General features: G+C 67.3%; 20 protein-coding genes. 9 read left to right on the plus strand and 11 right to left on the minus strand.

All coding sequences use genetic code 11. The features are described 5' to 3' along the window. Positions 1–3 precede the first annotated feature (3 nt). The gene (locus NM962_10360) at positions 4–561 is read right to left on the minus strand and encodes a hypothetical protein (protein ID UVO14354.1); all 558 of its coding nucleotides are present in this window, start codon (positions 559–561) and stop codon (positions 4–6) included. A 23-nt stretch (positions 562–584) separates the two neighbouring features. Continuing rightward, positions 585–1,673 (minus strand): 2Fe-2S iron-sulfur cluster-binding protein, encoded by a 1,089-nt coding sequence (locus NM962_10365; protein ID UVO14660.1) that lies wholly within the window; start codon positions 1,671–1,673, stop codon positions 585–587. A gap of 173 nt (positions 1,674–1,846) precedes the next feature. On the opposite strand from NM962_10365, the gene NM962_10370 reads away from it, so the two are divergent. From NM962_10370 to NM962_10385, 4 genes are all read left to right on the plus strand, one after another. Beyond that, positions 1,847–3,037 (plus strand): flavin-dependent monooxygenase, encoded by a 1,191-nt coding sequence (locus NM962_10370; protein ID UVO14355.1) that lies wholly within the window; start codon positions 1,847–1,849, stop codon positions 3,035–3,037. 49 nt (positions 3,038–3,086) lie between these two features. Further along, positions 3,087–3,986 carry a VOC family protein gene (locus tag NM962_10375; GenBank protein UVO14356.1) on the plus strand — a complete coding sequence of 300 codons (900 nt, stop codon included), beginning with the start codon at positions 3,087–3,089 and terminating at the stop codon, positions 3,984–3,986. 20 nt (positions 3,987–4,006) lie between these two features. Further along, positions 4,007–4,558: a flavin reductase family protein gene (locus NM962_10380; protein ID UVO14661.1), complete on the plus strand. Its 552-nt coding sequence runs from the start codon at positions 4,007–4,009 to the stop codon at positions 4,556–4,558. 95 nt (positions 4,559–4,653) lie between these two features. After that, the gene (locus NM962_10385; GenBank protein UVO14357.1) at positions 4,654–5,124 is read left to right on the plus strand and encodes a hypothetical protein; all 471 of its coding nucleotides are present in this window, start codon (positions 4,654–4,656) and stop codon (positions 5,122–5,124) included. On the opposite strand, the gene NM962_10390 is transcribed toward NM962_10385, so the two are convergent. The 9 genes from NM962_10390 to fadD3 form a co-directional block, all read right to left on the minus strand. After that, the gene (locus NM962_10390) at positions 5,119–6,393 is read right to left on the minus strand and encodes a hypothetical protein (protein UVO14358.1); all 1,275 of its coding nucleotides are present in this window, start codon (positions 6,391–6,393) and stop codon (positions 5,119–5,121) included. The two genes, NM962_10385 and NM962_10390, sit on opposite strands and share 6 nt — an antisense overlap. Before the next feature lie 9 nt (positions 6,394–6,402). Then, on the minus strand, positions 6,403–6,735 hold the full coding sequence (locus tag NM962_10395; GenBank protein UVO14359.1) for a heme-binding protein: 333 nt from the start codon (positions 6,733–6,735) through the stop codon (positions 6,403–6,405). 165 nt (positions 6,736–6,900) lie between these two features. Further along, positions 6,901–8,082: a pyridoxal phosphate-dependent aminotransferase gene (locus NM962_10400; GenBank protein ID UVO14360.1), complete on the minus strand. Its 1,182-nt coding sequence runs from the start codon at positions 8,080–8,082 to the stop codon at positions 6,901–6,903. A gap of 5 nt (positions 8,083–8,087) precedes the next feature. Then, a complete protein-coding gene (locus tag NM962_10405) occupies positions 8,088–9,275 on the minus strand; it encodes a prolyl oligopeptidase family serine peptidase (GenBank protein ID UVO14361.1) in 1,188 nt (395 codons plus the stop codon). Next, positions 9,272–10,258: a linear amide C-N hydrolase gene (locus tag NM962_10410; protein UVO14362.1), complete on the minus strand. Its 987-nt coding sequence runs from the start codon at positions 10,256–10,258 to the stop codon at positions 9,272–9,274. The genes NM962_10405 and NM962_10410 overlap by 4 nt, the downstream gene beginning before the upstream one ends. A gap of 20 nt (positions 10,259–10,278) precedes the next feature. Further along, positions 10,279–11,229 (minus strand): acyl-CoA/acyl-ACP dehydrogenase, encoded by a 951-nt coding sequence (locus tag NM962_10415; GenBank protein UVO14363.1) that lies wholly within the window; start codon positions 11,227–11,229, stop codon positions 10,279–10,281. Continuing rightward, positions 11,230–12,195: an acyl-CoA/acyl-ACP dehydrogenase gene (locus NM962_10420; GenBank protein UVO14364.1), complete on the minus strand. Its 966-nt coding sequence runs from the start codon at positions 12,193–12,195 to the stop codon at positions 11,230–11,232. Next, positions 12,192–13,325 (minus strand): acyl-CoA dehydrogenase family protein, encoded by a 1,134-nt coding sequence (locus tag NM962_10425; protein UVO14365.1) that lies wholly within the window; start codon positions 13,323–13,325, stop codon positions 12,192–12,194. Before NM962_10425 ends, NM962_10420 begins: the two co-directional genes overlap by 4 nt. Then, positions 13,325–14,869 carry a 3-((3aS,4S,7aS)-7a-methyl-1,5-dioxo-octahydro-1H-inden-4-yl)propanoate--CoA ligase FadD3 gene (gene fadD3 / locus NM962_10430; protein UVO14366.1) on the minus strand — a complete coding sequence of 515 codons (1,545 nt, stop codon included), beginning with the start codon at positions 14,867–14,869 and terminating at the stop codon, positions 13,325–13,327. The genes NM962_10425 and fadD3 overlap by 1 nt, the downstream gene beginning before the upstream one ends. Positions 14,870–14,975: 106 nt before the next feature. On the opposite strand from fadD3, the gene NM962_10435 reads away from it, so the two are divergent. The 5 genes from NM962_10435 to NM962_10455 are packed head-to-tail and all read left to right on the plus strand — an operon-like array spanning position 14,976 to position 19,361. After that, the gene (locus NM962_10435; protein UVO14367.1) at positions 14,976–16,124 is read left to right on the plus strand and encodes an acyl-CoA dehydrogenase family protein; all 1,149 of its coding nucleotides are present in this window, start codon (positions 14,976–14,978) and stop codon (positions 16,122–16,124) included. After that, positions 16,121–16,924 (plus strand): SDR family oxidoreductase, encoded by an 804-nt coding sequence (locus NM962_10440; protein UVO14368.1) that lies wholly within the window; start codon positions 16,121–16,123, stop codon positions 16,922–16,924. Before NM962_10435 ends, NM962_10440 begins: the two co-directional genes overlap by 4 nt. A 4-nt stretch (positions 16,925–16,928) precedes the next feature. Next, positions 16,929–17,507: a TetR family transcriptional regulator KstR2 gene (kstR2, locus tag NM962_10445; GenBank protein ID UVO14369.1), complete on the plus strand. Its 579-nt coding sequence runs from the start codon at positions 16,929–16,931 to the stop codon at positions 17,505–17,507. Between the two features lies 1 nt (position 17,508). After that, the gene (locus NM962_10450) at positions 17,509–18,675 is read left to right on the plus strand and encodes an acetyl-CoA C-acetyltransferase (protein ID UVO14370.1); all 1,167 of its coding nucleotides are present in this window, start codon (positions 17,509–17,511) and stop codon (positions 18,673–18,675) included. 11 nt (positions 18,676–18,686) lie between these two features. Beyond that, positions 18,687–19,361, plus strand: coding sequence for a TetR/AcrR family transcriptional regulator (locus tag NM962_10455; protein UVO14371.1), 675 nt, complete (start codon positions 18,687–18,689; stop codon positions 19,359–19,361). The last annotated feature ends 16 nt before the right edge of the window (positions 19,362–19,377 follow it).

Below are 19,377 nucleotides of genomic sequence, written 5' to 3' on the forward strand. Positions count from 1 at the left end.
CCGCTAAAAAACCGTCTGGGCGCAGGTGGACGGCGTGGTCAGGTTGACCCCGGCGTAGACCACCTGCACGTGGGTGCAGACGATCACGTTGGCATCGGTCTTGGGACGGCCGGTGGAGTATTCCAGGACGTCGATGCTGCCGTTGGTCTGGTATTTCTCCGGCGGACCCTCGCCGAAGTACATCGACTGGATCACCGCGCCGGTGCCGTCCTTGAACACCTTGGTGTTCGGGCCGCCGCGGTCCTTGAACCAGCCCTCACCGCCGTCGGTGTGCACGTCCAGATAGGCGGTGCGCTTCGACGAGCGAATCTCGGTGCTCTGGCGGGCCCACAGATCCGGCGGGAACCCGGCCATCCCCTCGGGCGTCTGCAACTGCACCCCGACGGTGAACCGGCACAGCGGCGGTGCGCTGCAGTCGACCCAGCTGTGAGTCTGCAGTTGATCGGCGTCGTTCACCGGGAACAACGTGGTCTTGGTGTCACTGGCCGCCGACGCGGTTGCGGCCGGGATCAGCGCCGCCAACAGCGTCAAGGCCGCTGGGATGATCAGCAACCGCTTCATGTCGCACCAACCTAGACCGGACATCACTCGTCGTAGGTCACTTCCACCGAATCGGTCTCGGGATGGGCTTGGCAGGCCAGGATCAGCCCTTCGGCGAGGTCCTGGGGTTCCAGCACGTCGTTGATCTCCATGGTGACCTTGCCCTTCTTGAGCTCGCAGGCGCAGGCGCCGCAGTGCCCCTCCCGGCAGGAGAACGGGGCATCAAGGCCCTTGTTGAGCAGCAGGTCGAGCAGCTTGACGTGCCGCGGCCACTCCAGTTCATGCTTCTCGCCGTCCAGCTCGACGATGACGGTGGCCGGCGCGGCGGCCTGTTCGCCTTCGGGTGCGGCGGCGATCTTGACCGCGGCGAATGGGTCGCTGTCCAGCGACTTGAACACCTCGAGGTGGACCTGCTCGGCCGGCACTTTGCAGGCATCCAGGGCCTCGCGGGCGGCCTGCATGAACGGGCCGGGGCCGCAGATGAAGACCTGGCGGTCGGTATAGGGGGCGGCCAGGTTGGCCAGTGCCGCGCGACTCGGCAGGCCCTGCACCGACTCCAGCCAGTGCACGACGGTCAACCGGTCGGGGTACTTGTCGGCCAGCTCGCGTAGCGCGGCACCGAAGATCACCGACCGCTCGTCACGGTTGGCGTAGACCAGCACCACCTTGCCGCTGCCCTGCGACAGCGCCGACTTGCAGATCGCCATCATCGGGGTGATCCCGCTGCCGGCGGCCAGCAGCAGAAAGTCGGTGTCCAGGGACTTCGGCACAAAGGTGCCTGACGGCGCCAGCACGTGGATGCGCATGCCGGGGCGCGCGTTGTCGCACAGCCAGTTCGATGCGTAGCCGTCGGCGGTCCGCTTGACGGTGACCGCCAGCGAGTCATCGGTGAACGGCGAACTGCACAGCGAGTAGCAGCGGGCCACCGAGCCGGTCTGGTCGCTGGGGATTCGCAGCGTCAGGAACTGGCCCGGCGAGTACTTCAACCGCTGCTCGGGGATCTCCGGGTCGTCCGGCCCGTCTGGCACGCCGAACACGAGCGAGCGTGCGTCGTCGGTTTCGGTGACGACGTCGGTGATCTGCAGTTCCAGCACGTGACTGCCGAGTGGTTCGTCCGGAATGGTCTCCGTCACGGGCCGCCCTTCATCTTCGGTCATAACTAGAACAGGTTACAGAAAAGTGGTCCGGTATTGCTACCAGCTGCAGGAACACCCCGCTCGACACAAATCGGAACGTGTTCTAATCTCACTCTAGGCTGGTTGGAAAACGGGCCGGAAGAACCTGTTCACTTCTGGGAGGCAATCTAGTGACGTCCATTCAACAGCGTGACGCGCAGTCGGTGTTGGCCGCCATCGACGACCTTCTGCCGCAGTTGCGCGAGCGCGCCCAGGAGACCGAAGACCTGCGCAAGCTGCCCGACGCCAACGTCAAGGCGCTTGAGGACGCCGGTTTCTTCCGGCTGCTGCAGCCCGAGCAGTGGGGCGGCCTGCAGTGCGACCCCACCCTCTTCTACGAGGCAGTGCGCCGGCTGGCCAGTGCCTGCGGCTCCACCGGTTGGGTTGCCGGCATCATCGGCGTGCACAACTGGCACCTGGCGCTGTTCGACCAGCAGGCCCAGGAAGACGTCTGGGGTGAGGACACAGGCGTCCGGATCTCGTCGTCCTACGCGCCGATGGGCGCCGGTGTGGTCACCGAAACCGCCGACGGCTACATCGTCAACGGTTCGTGGAACTGGTCGTCGGGCTGTGACCACGCCACCTGGGCGTTCCTGGGCGGTCCGGTGATCAAGGACGGCAAGCCGGTCGACTTCGGCAGCTTCCTGATCCCGATCTCCGACTACCGCATCGACGACGTCTGGCACGTGGTCGGCCTGCGCGGCACCGGCAGCAACACCGTCGTGGTCAAGGACGCCTTCGTGCCGCGGCACCGTTTCTTGTCCTACCGGGCGATGAACGACGGCACCGCCGGCGGCTACCAGACCAACACCGCGCCGGTCTACAAGATGCCGTGGGGCACCATTCACCCGACCACCATCTCGACGCCGATCATGGGCATGGCCTACGGCGCCTACGAGGCGCACGTCGAGCACCAGGGCAAGCGGGTGCGTGCGGCGTTCGCCGGCGAGAAGGCCAAGGACGACCCGTTCGCTAAGGTCCGGATCGCCGAGGCCGCCAGTGACATCGACGCCGGCTGGCGTCAGCTGATCGGCAACGTCGGCGACGAGTACGCGCTGCTGTCCGCCGGCCAGGAGATCCCGTTCGAGCTGCGGGCCCGGGCCCGGCGTGACCAGGTCCGTGCCACCGGCCGGGCCATCGCCTCCATCGACCGGCTCTTCGAGGCGGCCGGTGCCACCGCGCTGTCCAACGACGCTCCGGTGCAGCGGTTCTGGCGCGACGCGCATGCGGGTCGGGTGCACGCCGCCAACGACCCGGAGCGCGCATACATGATCTTCGGTAACCACGAGTTCGGGTTGCCGCCCGGCGACACCATGGTCTGATCGACCGGACCTGGCTGGGACATAGAAGAGCTTGCTGGAGGTATCACCGATGAGTATCCGTTCGCTGGGCTACCTGCGGATCCAGGCCACCGACATGGCGGCCTGGCGGGACTTCGGGTGCAAGGTCCTCGGCATGGTCGAGGGATCCGGTACCACCGAGGGTGCGCTGTACCTGCGGATGGACGAGTTCCCGGCCCGGCTGGTGATCGTCCCCGGGGACACCGACCGGTTGCTGGTATCCGGTTGGGAATGCGCCAATGCCGCAGGGCTGCAGGAGATTCGGCAGCGCCTGGACGCCGAGGGCACGCCCTACAAGGAAGCCACCGCCGCCGAGCTGGCCGAGCGCAGCGTCCAGGAGATGATCGCGTTCGACGACCCGTCGGGCAATCACCTGGAGGTCTTCCACGGCGTGGCGCTGCAGCATCGCCGCGTGGTCAGCCCCTACGGGCACCGGTTCGTCACCGAAGAGCAGGGCCTGGGCCACGTGGTGCTGTCGACCACCGATGACGCCGAGGCGCTGCACTTCTACCGCGACGTGCTCGGCTTCCGGTTGCGTGACTCGATGCGGCTGCCCCCGCAGATGGTCGGCCGCCCCGCCGACGGCGACCCGGCCTGGCTGCGGTTCTTCGGCTGCAACCCGCGTCACCACAGCCTGGCCTTCCTGCCCATGCCGACTCCGACCGGAATCGTGCACCTGATGGTCGAAGTGGAGAGCGCCGACGACGTCGGGCTCTGCCTGGACCGCGCCTACCGTCGCAAGGTGCCGATGGCCGCCACCCTGGGACGGCACGTCAACGACAAGATGCTGTCGTTCTACATGAAGGCGCCCAGCGGTTTTCAGATCGAATTCGGCTGCGAGGGCCTCGAGGTCGACGACGACGACTGGGTGGCCCGGGAGAGCACCGCGGTCAGCCTGTGGGGACATGACTTCACCGTGGGTATGCGGTAGCAGTGACTGACGACCTCTCGATCGACCCGCGTGCGTTCCGCAACGTACTCGGCCAGTTCTGCACCGGCATCACGATTATCACCACCGTGGATGACGATGCGCCGGTCGGCTTTGCCTGTCAGTCGTTCGCCGCGCTGTCGCTGGACCCACCACTGGTGCTGTTCTGCCCGACCAAGCAGTCGCGGTCCTGGCAGGCCATCGAATCCAGCGGAAAGTTCTGCGTCAACATCCTGGCCGAAGAGCAGAAGGACGTCTGCGCCCGCTTCGGCTCGCGGGAACCAGACAAGTTCGCCGGGGTGGACTGGAACCCGTCCCCGCTGGGGTCGCCGATCCTGGCCGGGTCCCTGGCCCACATCGACTGCACGGTGGCCTCGGTGCACGACGGTGGCGACCACTTCGTGGTGTTCGGCGCGGTGCAGTCACTATCGGACGTCCCGGAGGTGAAGCCGCGGCCGCTGCTGTTCTATCGCGGCGACTACACCGGCATCGAGCCGGACAAGACCACTCCGGCGCACTGGCGCGACGACCTGGAGGCGTTCCTCACCGCCACCACCGACGACACCTGGCTGTAAATTCTCGCCCCGAGAGTGAAACCGGCGACGCCGACGCGGCGTGTCGCGTCGTGAGATTGCGTCTCGCGCAGAGGGCGGCGCCTAACATCCACCGGGTGAAGCGACTCGGCTGGTCGGCGGCGGCATATGTCGGCTACAGCGTTGTGATGCTGGTGCTGGAGCGCGGGATGCGCAAGACGGGTGGCCCCGGCATCATCCCGTTCGAGCTGGCCGGCAATGCCGAACGGGTTCAGGAGATCTTGGCGGCCTGGGGCGAGCAGGGCCGTCGGTGGGCGCGGTGGTCACTGTGGCTCGACTTCGGTTACATGCTGACCTACGGCACCCTGGCGATGTTGCTGATCGAGCGGGCGCGCAGTCGGCACGGTCATCCGGTAGCGCTGCGGCTGCTGCCGATCGGCGCTGTGGCCGGTGACGCGATCGAGGGGGTGGCATTGCTCAAGGCCCTCGACGGCGTCGACGTCGACACCAATGCCCGGGTCGCCCGTAGTGCGGCACTTGCCAAGTTCGCGATGTTGGCAGTGGCTCACGCCTACCTCCTCAGCGCGGTGGTTCGCCAGCGATCATGAGCCGTGCCAGCATCGCTGGTGCTCGGCGTGGGTGCGCAGATACGCTCCGGGGCCGTAGAACTCGTCATAGAAGTCGGTGTCCAGGTGCTGGGCCTGCAGGTACATCAGCACGTGCACGGTCGGGACGGTGCCCGGCAGTTTCCCGAAGGTGTCATAAATGTAGGACGCCTCGCAGGTGACCAGTTCGGCGATGCCGTCGGGTGCCAGCGCCGAACCGCGCACGGCTGGGCTGTCCGACCAGGGGCCCGGGGTGCCGGCGTGCGACGGACCGCCCGGACCGAACTTGCGGGCCACCAGCTTGCGCACTCCCTCGGCGACCGAAGTGACATGCGGTGGACACAGCGTCTCGAAGTAGCCGGGTAACCCAGTGACATTCGGGAACGGCCAACGCGGATCGGTGTCAGCGACGAATCCCAGCCCGGGGGCGCGCGGGTCGCCGGAGCCGCCCAACACCGACAACCGGTCCAGGCCGTCGAAGATCCAGCCGCCCAATCCCATTGCCTGCAAGCCGAGTGCTCCATTGTGGGCCGCGATGGACAACTCGGCGCTGGCCTCGGTCAGGGTGTACTGCTCCACGAACGACAGCGGGATCGGGTCGTCGGCGTGCGCCAAACCGGAAAAGGCTTGCACGCCGGGGATGTCGCGGCCAGTGATGTCATCGGTGATCGGATAGCCGTTGGCCGCGAAGAACCACAGATTCTCCAGCAGATGGTCGGCAAGGTCAGCCACGTTGAATGCCAGCAGACTGCCCGGGTGGTTGCCGATCCAGGTGTTGTGGCCCTCCATGTAGGGCTCTTCGGCGGGCAGCTCCAGGCGGGAATCCGAGAGGCGCACATAGCAATCGGCGGTGTGGCTGATCCAATCTTCGACGGTCTCGAACCGCTGGGGCGGCTGGTCGCGAGTGGGCAGCAGGTAGCAGCCGGTGTCGTCGGTGAAGAACAGCTGACTGGTGTGGAATCCCGCCGCCGACGGCATCGCCCGCCCGGTGGCGCTGCCGGGGTAGTTCGGCAGCGCCGGGGCGTACCCGGGATGGTGCGCGATACCGTCGTGCCAGCCGGTGGTGCCGGCCATCAGCGACAGCAGCAGCGCCCGTTCGACCTCGGACAACGGCTGCACCGGACGGCGGCTGCTGTAGGCCAGCGCACCGTCTGGAATGGCGCCGCCCACCGGGAACCGCCGCGACCGGCGTCCGGTGATCGCGGCGAACAGCCCGAAACCGGCCGCCTGCGCCAGCGCGGCCCGTTCGTGGTCACTGATAGCCAGGGCCATGGCCCGGACCTACTTGCTGACGGTCTCCAGCAGCGTGGCCAGCTGGGTCGGCGAGACCGCGATCCCGCACTGGCTCTTCAGGTCGGTGAGCGGCTGGGCGATGCCCTGCAGCGTCGACAGCTGGTCGAGGTGCCCGATGAAGTAACCCTGCACCGAAGACTTGGCCTGGTCCGGGGGCATGCTGGCCGCGTTGGTCAGCACGTCGTTGGTCTCCGGGTGGTCGTTGAGGAATCCGCCGGCCTGGCTCAGCACGCCGCTGGCAGTGTTGGCGAGCCCGGCAGCCGTGCAGGCACCGGGTGCGGCGTGGGCCGGGTTGCTGGCCGTCAGCGTGGATGCGGCCACCGCCCCGAGGATGCCGAGGGCTGCCGCGCCGAGCGCCAGGCGGTTCAGCGAGCCTCGACGGAGGAGAGGCGAAGCTGGGACCGCCGCGAGAGCAGGGCCAGAAGTCGTGGTGATGCGCATAGCAGTGGTCCCTTCGATCAGGTATTTCCAGCTTGGAAGCTAAACCTACCGGAGTGGCAGCCAACCGCGGAGTCGGCGCAATGCTTCCTCGATGTCGGCGGTGGGGCCGGCGAACGACAGCCGGACGTAGGTGTTGCCGCGTTCGGTGTCGAAGTCGACTCCCGGGGTCAGCGCAAGACCGGTGTCGGCCAACAGGCGCGCGCAGAATGCCAGCGAATCGTCGGTGTGCGCTGCGAGGTCGGCATAGACATAGAACGCCCCGTCGGTGGGCGCCAACCGATCGATGCCCATGCTCCGCAGGCCGCCCAGCAGCAGCTCCCGGTTGGCGGCGTAGTGCCGCAGGTGGCCATCGGATTCGACGATCGCCTCCGGCGTGAACGCGGCGACCGCCGCGTATTGGGCCAGTACCGGAGGGCAGATGGTGAAGTTGCCGGTCAGGCAGTCCACCGCGCGGCGCAGTGCCGGCGGCACCAGCAGCCAGCCCAACCGCCAGCCGGTCATCGCAAAGTACTTCGAGAAGCTGTTGGCCACCACCGCGTTTCGTGAGGTCTCCCATGCACAGCTGGTCTGCGGGGCGCCCTCGTAGACCAGGCCGTGATACACCTCGTCGCTGATCAGTCGCACCCCGGCGGCGTCGCACCAGGCGGCGATCGCGGCCAGTTCCGCCGGCTCCATGACGGTGCCGGTCGGATTGGCCGGGCTGGCGACGATCACCCCGGCCAACGGCCCGGTTTCAGCGAGCGCTGTGAGCGCCGCTGCGGTGGGCTGGAAGCGGGTCTCGGGTCCGCACGGGATCTCGATCACCTCGCAGCCCAGGGCGGTCAGGATGTTGCGGTAGCAGGGATAGCCGGGGCTGGCGATTGCCACCCGGTCGCCGGCGTCGAAACAGGCCAAAAAGGCCAGCAGGAATCCGCCCGACGAGCCGGTGGTCACCACCACGTCGTCGGGGTCGACGGACAGGCCGTAGCGATCGGCGTACGAGCCGGCAATGGCCGAGCGCAGCTCCGGGATGCCCAGCGCGACGGTGTAGCCCAGTTCGTTGGCCTGCAGCGCCGCGGCCGCTGCGGCGCGCACCGGTTCGGGGGCTCCCACACTGGGCTGGCCGGCCGACAGGTTCACCAAGTCGCCATGGCTGCGCTGGCGTTCGGCGGCGGCCAGCCACACGTCCATCACGTGGAATGGCGGAATGCCGGCGCGCAGCGCCGTGCGGTCGAGACGGTGGGTCATGCAATTCACCCTGTCATCAGTTGCTGGAGGAACCGGGTGGAGTCCGGCATGGAGGCGAGCACCGTGCCGGAATGGTCCTGGTCGGGATAGATGTGCAGCTGCACATTCTGGTGATTGTCGATCAGCTGCTGATACAGCGTCTGACTGGAGCGGGGCGGCACGTCGGCGTCGCGCAGGCCGTGTCCGAGAAAGATCGGCCGGTCATATCCGTCGGTCGGGGTGCCCATATAGCCGTCGAGCGCGGCGCCGATGCCGTCCAGTGACGCCACCGGTGCGCTGAAGAGCTCGTTGAGTGTGGTTCCCGCCACCTGTTTGTCCAGCTCCGGTTTGCACACCGTTTCCGCCCGGTCCGCCAGCTCACGCCCGCGCGGAGTCAGCACGCGGTCGACGGGAATATCGGGATGCGCTTCGCGTAGGGCGGCCAGGATGAACGCGGTATAGCTGATCGCCGCGGCAGGTACCTGCTGTGGCGGCAGGTCGGGCCCGGCCTCCATGACCAATCGCTCGATGTTGGCCGGAGTCCCGGTGGCGACCACCCCGCGATAGTCCAGGCCGGTGCCGGCGGTGAGCCTGTCGGCCCACCAGGCACTGTTGATCGCCGCGCCGCCGCCCTGCGACTGGCCGACGATCGCCCACTTGGGGGACAGCGGCAGATCCATCTGGTGGACGGCGCGCACGGAGTCGATCACCGAGTGCGCTTCGGTGGCGCTGTTGAGGTAGCTCATCAGCCCCGGCGTGCCGAGCCCGACGTAGTCGGTGCCGACCACCGCGTAGCCCTGGTCCAGCCAGTGCGACAGGTATTCGTCGTCGCGGGCGCTGCGTGGCCGAGCCGACGGGGTGCAGTCGTCGCCGAGACCGACGGTGCCGTGTGCCCACGCGATCACCGGCCATCCCCCCGCCGGGGGCGCACCATGCGGAACGAAGACCGCGGCGGTGCTCACTGCGGGCCGGGCGTGCTGGTCAGGCGTGGCGTAGAGGATCCGGAATGCTTGGGCGGCGCCGGTCACTGACAAAGCCGGGTCGAGCGGTACCGAGGTGATCAGCTCGCCCTCGGCGGGAATGGGACCGCCATACGCGCGCGCGTCCAGTCCGGACCACCGCGGCCCCGGGTCAGCGGCCGCCGATGCGGCCAGCGCCAGGGCGACCAGCCCAGCTGACAGCGAGGCGGCAGCCAAGCGGCGTGCCGCGCTCACGTGTTCAGGGCCAGGAAGGTGAATGGTTCGGCGACGTCGAAATCCGCCGATGTCTCACCGGCGAAAATGTTGCTGTCGTCGGAACCGAGTGTGAGTTTGCGCGCGGGCGCGTCTTCGGCGAAGTCGAGTTTGTTCAGATCCACCCAGAAGACGTTGGGCGTCAACGCCGACTCGAAGAAGTACAGCTTGCGGGTGTGGTGGGCAACCGTGCGCCAGCGGGTCGAGGAGATATTCGGCTCGTCCGGGGTGGAGATGCCGAATGGCACCGACACGTTGCGTACCACGCTGAGCACCGAGGCGAGTGCGAGCTTCATGTCGTCGGATTTCGGAATCGCGTTGACGTAGAACGAAGCTCGGGCGAACCGGTCCGCGGCCCGATTGGTGCCCGGCAGCATGACGGTGCCGCCGAGCTGCTCCCAATAGGCGTTGACCGCGAGCTGTTGTTCGAAGATCGGCGAGTTCGTCATCACCTGGTACTGCCGACCATGGTGGATGACCTGTTTGCCGTCAACGTATTCCACGATCGCACTGTCGCCGGTCACGTCCGACAGCGACAGATGCAGCGTGGCCAGCCGGTCCTCGCCGGGCACGCCGTCGGTGACCACCTGGAACGGTTCGGTGCGCAGCGCCGCGACGGCTTCGGCGACCGTGGCGAAGTTGTCCAGGGCGTACTGCGCCCAGACCGAGATGCACAGGCCGGGCCGGCTGCCGTCGTATTTCGGATATACCGACTCCGCCAGCCAGAGCAGGTTGGCGGACAATCCGGCTTCGTTCAAGCCGTCGGTGGTGCAGATGTCGTAGCCGGTGGCCACCACACTGCCGTACTTTGCGGTCCACTCAACGGAGTTCGCCCCGGCCCGACCATCGCGTTTCACGCCTCGCGGCAACGACCACAAATTGGTCGCCAAATCCAGCTTCCAGTCCATGGACCGTCCGGTGATGATGTTGCCGTTCGGGCCGAGATAAACCAGTCGAGTGCACATGCGGCTACCGTACGGGGCTGCTACAGCACCTCGGCCTGCAACCGGCGAAGATGCTGTGCCGGCAGGCCGAACAACTGTGAACTGCCGTGCGCGCGTTTGAAGTACAGCTGGATGTCGCTTTCCCAGGTGATCGCGATGCCGCCGTGCAGCTGCACGGCCTCGCCGGCCACCTTGGAAAATGCCTCGCTGGCCACCACCCGTGCCAGCGCGGCCGAGGTCGCCGACGGCTCGGCGAGGGCGTCGTCGACAACGGCGCGGGCAGCCGACACGGCCACGTGCAGGTCGGCCATCCGGTGCTTGAGCGCCTGGAAACTGCCGATCGGCCGGCCGAACTGCACCCGGCTCTTGGTGTACTCCACGGTCAGGTCCAGGCAGCGGGCCGCGGCGCCGATCTGCTCGGCTGCCAACAGGATCGCCGCGTAGTCCGCGATGCCGGGGTCATCACCGATGGGCGTGGTCGCGGCGGCGGTGATCCGGCCCAGGCGCCGGGTCGGGTCCATGGTGGCCACCGGCTCGGTGCTGAACTCGGTCCAGCGCCGCAATTGGCCGTCCTGGGCGCCCACGACGACATCCGCGATATCACCGTTGGCCACGGTGTTGTCGTCGCCGAAGACGACCGCTCCGATCGCGCCGCCTTCCGCCAGCTGTTCCAATGCTTCGGCATCGGGCTCGGCCGCAGCCAGCAGCGCCAGCTCGGCCAGAATGGTTCCCAGCAGCGGAGTGGGCACCAATGCCTTGCCCAGCTCCTCGAGAACGACTGCGGCGTCGCCCAGTTCGCCCCCGGCGCCGCCGAGCTCCTCGGGCACCACCAGGGCAGCGGCGCCGACCTGCTCGCACAGCAGTTGCCATAGCGTCTCGTCGTAGCCGCGCTCGGATTCCATCGCCGCCCGTACTGCCTCTCCGGTGGCGTGCTTGTCGACCAGTGCGGCCACGGTCTGGCGCAGCAGGTCGCGTTCGTCGTTACGGGCCATTTAGATCGCCTCCAACACTCGCCGCCGGTGGGCGGTCGCATCCCCCCACGCGGGACGCAGGGCCTGCACCCGCAGCAGCCACAGCGACAGATCGCACTCGCTGGTGAAGCCGATCGCGCCGTGGGTCTGCAACGCCGAATGCGCGGCCAGCAGGGCGGCGTCGGACGCGGCCACCTTGGCGGCGCTGACGTCGCGGGCGGTGTCGGGGGAGCTGTCCGCAAAAGCGAGCGCCGCCCCGTACACCAGCGGGCGGGCCAACTCGAGCGCGATGTGCACGTCGGCCAGCTTGTGCTTGATGGCCTGGTAGCCGCCGATCACCCGACCGAACTGGGTGCGCTGCTTGGCGTAGTCGACGGCGGTGTTCAGCATCGCCTGACCGGCCCCGATGAGCTGTGCAGCAGTGGCCAGGGCGCCCACTTCGTAGGCGCGGGCGGTGTCGGCCTCCCAGGTCGCTCCGGTCGCGGTGACGTCGAAGACGCTGCGGCTGGGGTCCACTGAGGCGTGACGGGTGCCGACCTGTGCCGAGCCGGCCTGGCCGTTCTCGGCGAGCAGCACCAGGTCGGCGGACTGAGCATCCAGGGCCCGCGGGGTGTGCGGCGGCAGCGCCACCGTGGCGATGAGCTCACCGGCGGCGAGGGCTGCCAGCTGCGACCCGGCATCAGGTGAGCCGGCCAGCAGGATCGGTGCCACCGCGATGGACTCCACCACCGGCCCGGGCACGCACCAGCGGCCGAGTGCCTCGATAGCCAACACCAGGTCGACGGGATGGGCGCCGATGCCGTCGAACTCCTCCGGCACGGCCAACGCGGTCACGCCGAGTTCGGCCAGCTGATTCCACACCGCGCGACCCGGCTCGGCGTCACCCTGCGACCAGGCGCGCACCGCGCCGGGCACGTCGGCGGCACCCAGGGCGGCGTCGATGCTGGCCGCAAAGTCGCGCTGCTCTTGGTCTAGATCGAATTTCATTTCTTCTCCCGGGGCAGGCCCAGCAGCCGCTCGGCGATGATATTGCGCTGAATCTCGTTGGTGCCGGCGTAGATCGGGCCGCCGAGCGAGAACAGGTAACCGTGGGTCCAGGCGTCGGCGAGTTCGCCGTCAGCGCCGCGGATGTCCAGGCCGGTCTGGTGCAGGGCAACGTCGAGGTCGGACCAGAACACCTTGGTCACTGAGGACTCCGCGCCCAACTCGCCACCGGCAGCCAGCCGGGTCACGGTGCCGAACGTCTGCAACCGGTAGGCCTGCGCCTTGATCCAGGCGTCGGCGACGCGGTCGGTGAACACCGGATCGCTGCCGTGCTGCTTCCACATGGCGGCCAACTTTTCGGCGCCCACCAGGAACCGGGCCGGGCTGCGCAGGCTCATGCCGCGCTCGTTGCTCGACGTGCTCATCGCCGCGCGCCAGCCTTCGTTCGGCACGCCGATCACGTCGTTGTCCGGCACGAAGACATCGTCGAGGAAGATCTCGCCGAAGCCGGTCTCGCCGCCGAGCTGCTCGATGGCACGCACGGTGATCCCGTCGGCCTTCAGATCGAACATGAAGTAGGTCAGGCCGTGGTGGCGCTGGGCTTCGGGGTCGGAGCGGAACAGCCCGAAGCCGCGCTCACCGAACGGGGCCCGCGAGCTCCAGATCTTCTGCCCGTTGAGTTTCCAGCCGCCGTCGACTTTGGTCGCCGTCGAGCGCAGCGACGCCAAGTCGCTGCCGGACTCCGGCTCCGACCATGCCTGTGCCCAGATCTCCTCGCCGCTGGCCATCTTCGGAAGGATGCGGTCCAGCTGCTCTTGGGTGCCGTGCGCGAACAGCGTCGGTGCCAGCATCGAGGTGCCGTTGGCGCTGGCCCGGCCGGGCGCCCCGGAGGCGAAGTACTCCTCCTCGTACACCACCCACTGCAGCATGGTGGCGTCGCGGCCGCCGTATTTCTTCGGCCAGGCGATCACCGACAGGCCGGCGTCGAAGAGCACCTTGTCCCAGCGGCGGTGCTGCTCGAAACCCTCGGCGGTGTCGTAGGACTCAGTCGGGAACTTGTCGGAGTTCGCGGCCAGGAAGTCGCGGACCTCGGCGCGAAAGGCCTCGGTCTCATCATCGAAATTCAGGTCCATCAGGCCCACTCTCTCAATTCATGCTTGACCACCTTGCCGCCAGGATTGCGCGGTAGGGAGTCGGTGAAGATCACCGATCTCGGTGCCTTGAAGTTCGCCAAATGCTCACGGGCGTATGCGATCACCGCTTGTTCGTCGAGCGTCGATCCGGGCCGGCGGACGATGAAGGCGCGGCCCACTTCGCCCATCCGTTCATCGGGAACGCCGATCACCGCCACGTCGGCCACCCCGTCGAGGCGGGCCAGTGTCTGCTCGATCTCGGCCGGGTAGACGTTGAAGCCGCCGGAGATGTACATGTCCTTGAGCCGGTCGGTGATCCGCAGGTTCCCGGCCGCGTCCACGGTCCCGATATCGCCGGTGTGCAGCCACCCTTCGGCGTCGATCGCCGCAGCGGTCGCGTCGGCGTCATCGAGGTAGCCGAGCATGATGTTGGCGCTGCGCAGGAGCACTTCGCCGGAATCCGAATCGCCGCCCGTGCTTTCCAGCCGCAGCTCGAAGTCGCCGATCGGACGCCCGCAGGTGGTGGCGACGGTGACGGCGTCGTCATCGGCCCGGCACATGGTGCCGAACCCGCCGGACTCAGTCAGCCCGTAGGCGGTGAGCACGATGTCGATGTCGAGTTCGGTCTGCATCCGCTCGATCAGTACTACCGGCACGGTGGCCGCTCCAGTGACCGCGAATCGCAGCGAGCTCAGGTCGTGTTGGTCACGCTCGGGGTGATCCAGCAGGGTTTGGTAGATGGTGGGCGGCCCGGGCAGCACGGTGATCCGGTGGGATTCGATGGCGCGCAGCGCACCGGCCGGGTCGAAGGTGAGCTGCGGAATCAGGGTGGCCCCGGTCTGCAGGCAGGCCAGAATGCCGGCTTTGTAGCCGAAGTTGTGAAAGAACGGGTTGATGCACAGGTAGCGGTCCCGCGAGGTCATCTGGCCACACTCGGCCCAGGCCGCCGGGCCGGCCAGCGACTGCCGGTGCGCGCAGAGCACGCCCTTGCTGCGGCCAGTGGTGCCGGAGGTGAACAGGATGTCGGACAGATCATCGGGTCCGACGCCGGCGGCGCGGGCGTCGACGTCGGCGGCCGGCACTGCGGCACCGGCGGCGATGAATTCGTCCCAGGTTCCGTCCTCCGTCTCTACCGGCACCCGGATCACGTGCTGCAGATCCGGCAGCTGGTCGCGATCCAGTTCGGTGAGGCGGTCGGTCTTGAGGAACCGGCCCATGCCGACCAGCACCTTGGCCTTGCTGCGGGTCAGGATGTCGGTGGCCTCTGCCGCGGTGTAGCGCGTGTTCAGCGGCACCAGCACGCCGCCGGCGTAGTGAGTGCCCAGGCAGGTGATCACCCAGTGCCAGGTGTTGGGCGACCAGAGCGCAACCCGCTCGCCGGGTTGCACGCCAAGGGCGATCAGAGCCGCGGCGGCCCGCCGCACTTCGTCGCGCAGGGTCGCGTAGGTGAAGCGCTTGTCCTCGGTGACCAGGGCGTCATGGTCGGGCAGCGCACGCGCGATGTGGTCCAGGGCCGCAGGTGTGGTCTGCGGTTCTGTACTCATAGGCGCTGCTCCTCCCCGTCGCTGAACTCTGCATCGCCGTCAGCGCGGGCTCCCTGGGCTCGACGGCTCGTAGCCGAGCAAGTGCTTGGTAGGTTAGCCTACAAGGGTGCAAGCAGTCGAGGAGTTCCGGGCCGAGGTCCGTGCATGGCTGGCCGACAACCTGGTCGGGGAGTTCGCCGAGCTCAAGGGGCTCGGCGGTCCGGGGCGCGAGCATGAGGCGTTCGAGGAGCGGATGGCGTGGAACCGCCATCTCGCCGACGCCGGGCTGACCTGCCTGGGCTGGCCGGTGGAACACGGCGGTCGCGGCCTGTCGGTGGCGCACCGGGTGGCGTTCTATGAGGAGTACGCCAAGGCTGACGCGCCCGACAAGGTCAACCACCTGGGCGAAGAGCTGCTGGGGCCGACCCTGATCGCGTTCGGTAGTCCCGAACAGCAGAAGCGCTTCCTGCCGGGCATCCGCAACGTCACCGAACTGTGGTGCCAGGGCTACTCCGAGCCCGGCGCCGGCAGTGACCTGGCCAACGTGGCCACCACCGCGGTGCTCGACGGAGATGCCTGGGTGATTAATGGCCAGAAGGTCTGGACGTCACTGGCACACCTGTCGCAGTGGTGTTTCGTGGTCGCCCGCACCGAGAAGGGCTCCAAGCGGCACAACGGACTGTCTTACCTGTTGGTGCCACTGGACCAGCCCGGCGTCGAGATCCGGCCGATCGTGCAACTGACCGGCACCTCGGAGTTCAACGAGGTGTTCTTCGACGACGCCCGCACCGACGCCGACCTGGTGGTCGGTGAGCCCGGCGACGGCTGGAAGGTCGCCATGGGCACGCTCACCTTCGAACGAGGCGTGTCGACCCTGGGCCAGCAGATCCGTTACGCCCGTGAACTTTCCGCACTCGCCGAGCTCGCACAGCGCAACGGCGCCGCCGACGACCCGTTGATCCGTGAGCGGTTGACCCGCTCCTGGGTGGGCCTGCGGTCGATGCGGTCGTATGCGATGGCCACCATGGACGTCGAGCAGCCCGGTCAGGACAACGTGTCGAAGCTGTTGTGGGCCAACTGGCATCGCGATCTCGGTGAGCTGGCGATGGACGTGATCGGTCGCGACTCGATGGTGCTGGCGGACGGCGAGTTCGACGAGTGGCAGCGGCTCTACCTGTTCACCCGCAGCGACACCATCTACGGCGGGTCGAACGAGATTCAGCGCAACATCATCGCCGAGCGGGTTCTCGGCCTACCCCGGGAGGCAAAGGGATGAGCTCGACGTCCAAGGATCTGTCCAAGACGCCGGAAGAGATTGCCGGGCATGGCTTATTGGCGGGCAAGACGGTTCTGGTTACCGCCGCCGCCGGCACCGGCATCGGCTCCACCACCGCGCGGCGTGCACTGCTCGAAGGCGCCGACGTCGTCGTCTCCGACTACCACGAGCGCCGCCTCGGCGAGACCCGCGACGAACTGGCCGGCCTCGGGCTGGGCCGGGTCGAGGCGGTGGTCTGCGACGTCACCTCCACCGCCGCGGTGGACGCATTGTTCGACGAGGCCGTGGCGAAGATGGGTCGGCTCGATGTGCTGGTCAACAATGCCGGGCTCGGCGGGCAGACCCCGGTCATCGACATGACTGACGACGAGTGGGACCGGGTGCTCAACGTGACCCTTACCTCGGTGATGCGGGCGACCCGGGCGGCGCTGCGCTACTTCCGCGGTGCCGAACACGGTGGGGTGATCGTCAACAACGCCAGCGTATTGGGTTGGCGTGCACAGCATTCGCAGTCGCACTACGCCGCGGCCAAGGCCGGCGTGATGGCGCTGACCCGGTGCAGTGCGATTGAGGCCGTCGAGTACGGGGTGCGGATCAACGCCGTCTCGCCGTCTATCGCCCGGCACAAGTTCCTGGAGAAGACCAGCTCGGCAGAACTGCTGGACCGCCTCGCCGACGGCGAGGCGTTCGGCCGGGCGGCCGAGCCGTGGGAGATCGCCACCACCATCGCGTTCTTGGCGAGTGACTACTCCAGTTACCTCACCGGCGAGGTCATCTCGGTTTCCAGCCAGCGCGCCTGATGCCATGACACGCCGTGACGAACTCCTGAACCTGGCAGCGGCGATGATCGCCGAGCGTGGCCTGCGTGCCACGACTGTGCGTGATATCGCCGACGCCGCCGGGATCCTGTCCGGCAGTCTGTATCACCACTTCTCCTCCAAAGAGGAGATGGTCGACGAGGTGCTGCGTGACTTTCTGGACTGGCTGTTCGCCCGGTACCAGCAGATCGTCGATCATGAAACCGATCCGCTGGAACGCCTCAAGGGACTGTTCCTGGCCTCGTTCGACGCGATCGAGCATCGGCACGCTCAAGTGGTCATCTACCAGGACGAAGCCAAGCGGCTGTCGTCACACGAACGGTTCTCCTACGTCGACGAACGCAACCGTCAGCAACGCAAGATGTGGCTCGACGTACTGCAGCAGGGCATCGAAGCGGGAATATTCCGGCCCGACCTCGACGTCGACCTGGTCTATCGCTTCATCCGCGACACCACCTGGGTATCGGTGCGCTGGTACCAACCGGGTGGTCCACTGACCGCCGAACAAGTCGGCAGACAATACCTCGCCATCGTGCTGGGTGGTATCACCAAAGAAGGAGTCTGAAATGGCCGCACAAGTCTCTGAAGCGTATGTCATCGACGCTGTTCGCACCGCCGTCGGCAAGCGCAACGGATCGCTGGCCACCTATCACCCGATTGACTTGGGCGCGTTGGCGTTTCGCGGTCTGTTGGACCGAGTCGGCGTCGACCCGGCGGCCGTCGATGATGTGATCGCCGGCTGCGTGGACGCCGTTGGTGGCCAGGCCGGCAACATCGGCCGGCTCGCGTGGCTGGCGGCCGGCTTCCCCGAAGGGGTTCCCGGCGTCACCGTCGACCGGCAGTGCGGCTCCAGCCAGCAGGCCATCTCATTCGGCGCGCAGGCGATCATGTCGCGCACCGCGGATCTGATCGTGGCCGGCGGCGTGCAGAACATGAGCTGGATCCCGATCTCGTCGGCAATGGTCGTCGGCGAGCAGTTCGGCTTCACCTCGCCGACTAACGAGTCGAAGAAGTGGCTGGAACGCTACGGGGACGAAGAGGTCTCGCAGTTCCGCGGCGCCGAGATGATCGCCGAGCGCTGGGACATCTCCCGCGAGGACATGGAGCGTTTCGCCCTGCAGAGCCACCAGCGGGCGTTCGCCGCGATCGCCGAAGGCCGCTTCGACAACGAGATCATTGATGTCGACGGCTTCCGGGTCGACGAGTGCCCGCGCGAGTCCACCCTGGAGAAGATGGCCGGCCTCAAGACGCTGGTCGAGGGCGGCCGGCTGACCGCCGCGCTCTCCAGCCAGATCTGTGACGGCTCGGCAGCGGTGCTGCTCGCCTCCGAGCAAGCCGTGTCCGACCATGGCCTGAAGCCGCGCGCCCGCATCCACCACATCAGCGCCCGTGGTGACGACCCGGTGATCATGCTGACCGGCCCGATTCCGGCCACCCGCTACGCGCTGGAAAAGACCGGCCTGAGCATCGACGACATCGACGTCGTGGAGATCAACGAGGCGTTTGCTCCGGTGGTGCAGGCCTGGATGAAGGAGTTCCCGATCGACCCGGCCAAGGTCAACCCCAACGGTGGGGCAATCGCGCTGGGTCACCCGCTGGGGGCGACCGGTGCCAAGTTGTTCACCACCATGCTCAACGAATTGGAGCGCACCGGCGGCCGGTACGGTTTGCAGACGATGTGCGAAGGCGGCGGCACAGCTAACGTCACGATCATCGAGCGCCTCGGCGGCTAAAATTGCGGGTTATGGAAGGACCGACTCCGACGGCGCCAGGGGGACGCCGGATTCGTGGGCTCGACGCTGATCAGCGCCGAGCTCAGCGTCGTGAGCAACTCTTGACCGCAGCGTTCGAATTGTTTGCCCGAGACGGTTACGTCAATACCTCTATCGAGCAGATCTGCCAAACGGCCTACGTCGGCAACAAGGCGTTCTACGAGCTGTTCGACAGCAAGGAAGACTGTTACCTGTCGCTGATGAACGAGATCGGCGACCGCATCGAGGCAAGGGTCGAGGAGGAGTTGCTTCACGGTGCTCCCGACGACACCGAAGAGACTGAAGAGGCGACGGTGCGTCGCGTTTTGACGGTGTTCGCCCATGAGCTGGTCGTCGATCCTCGGGTTGCGGTCGTTGTGTTCCGGGAGAGCACCGGAATCTCGCCGCGGGTGGAGGCGCAACGGCGGGCGAACCGCAAGTGGGCCGCGAACTTCATCGAGTCGTTCTGGCGCAGCAGGGCTCAACCCGGTGAGGCCGCCGACTATCGGGCGATGGCAGTGGCCACCGTCGGGGGACTCTTCGAGATCATCGCCGATTTCCTGTATCAGACCGACCCGCCGCGGTCGATGGACGACCTCACGCATGACCTCACCGCGTTCCTGATCACCGTCAGCAACGGGATCCATCTGCCCGCCCACGTCAGCTGAAGCCGCGCAGTCGCCG

The sequence above is a fragment of the Mycobacterium sp. SVM_VP21 genome (assembly GCA_024758765.1).
GTDB lineage: Bacteria > Actinomycetota > Actinomycetes > Mycobacteriales > Mycobacteriaceae > Mycobacterium > Mycobacterium heraklionense_C.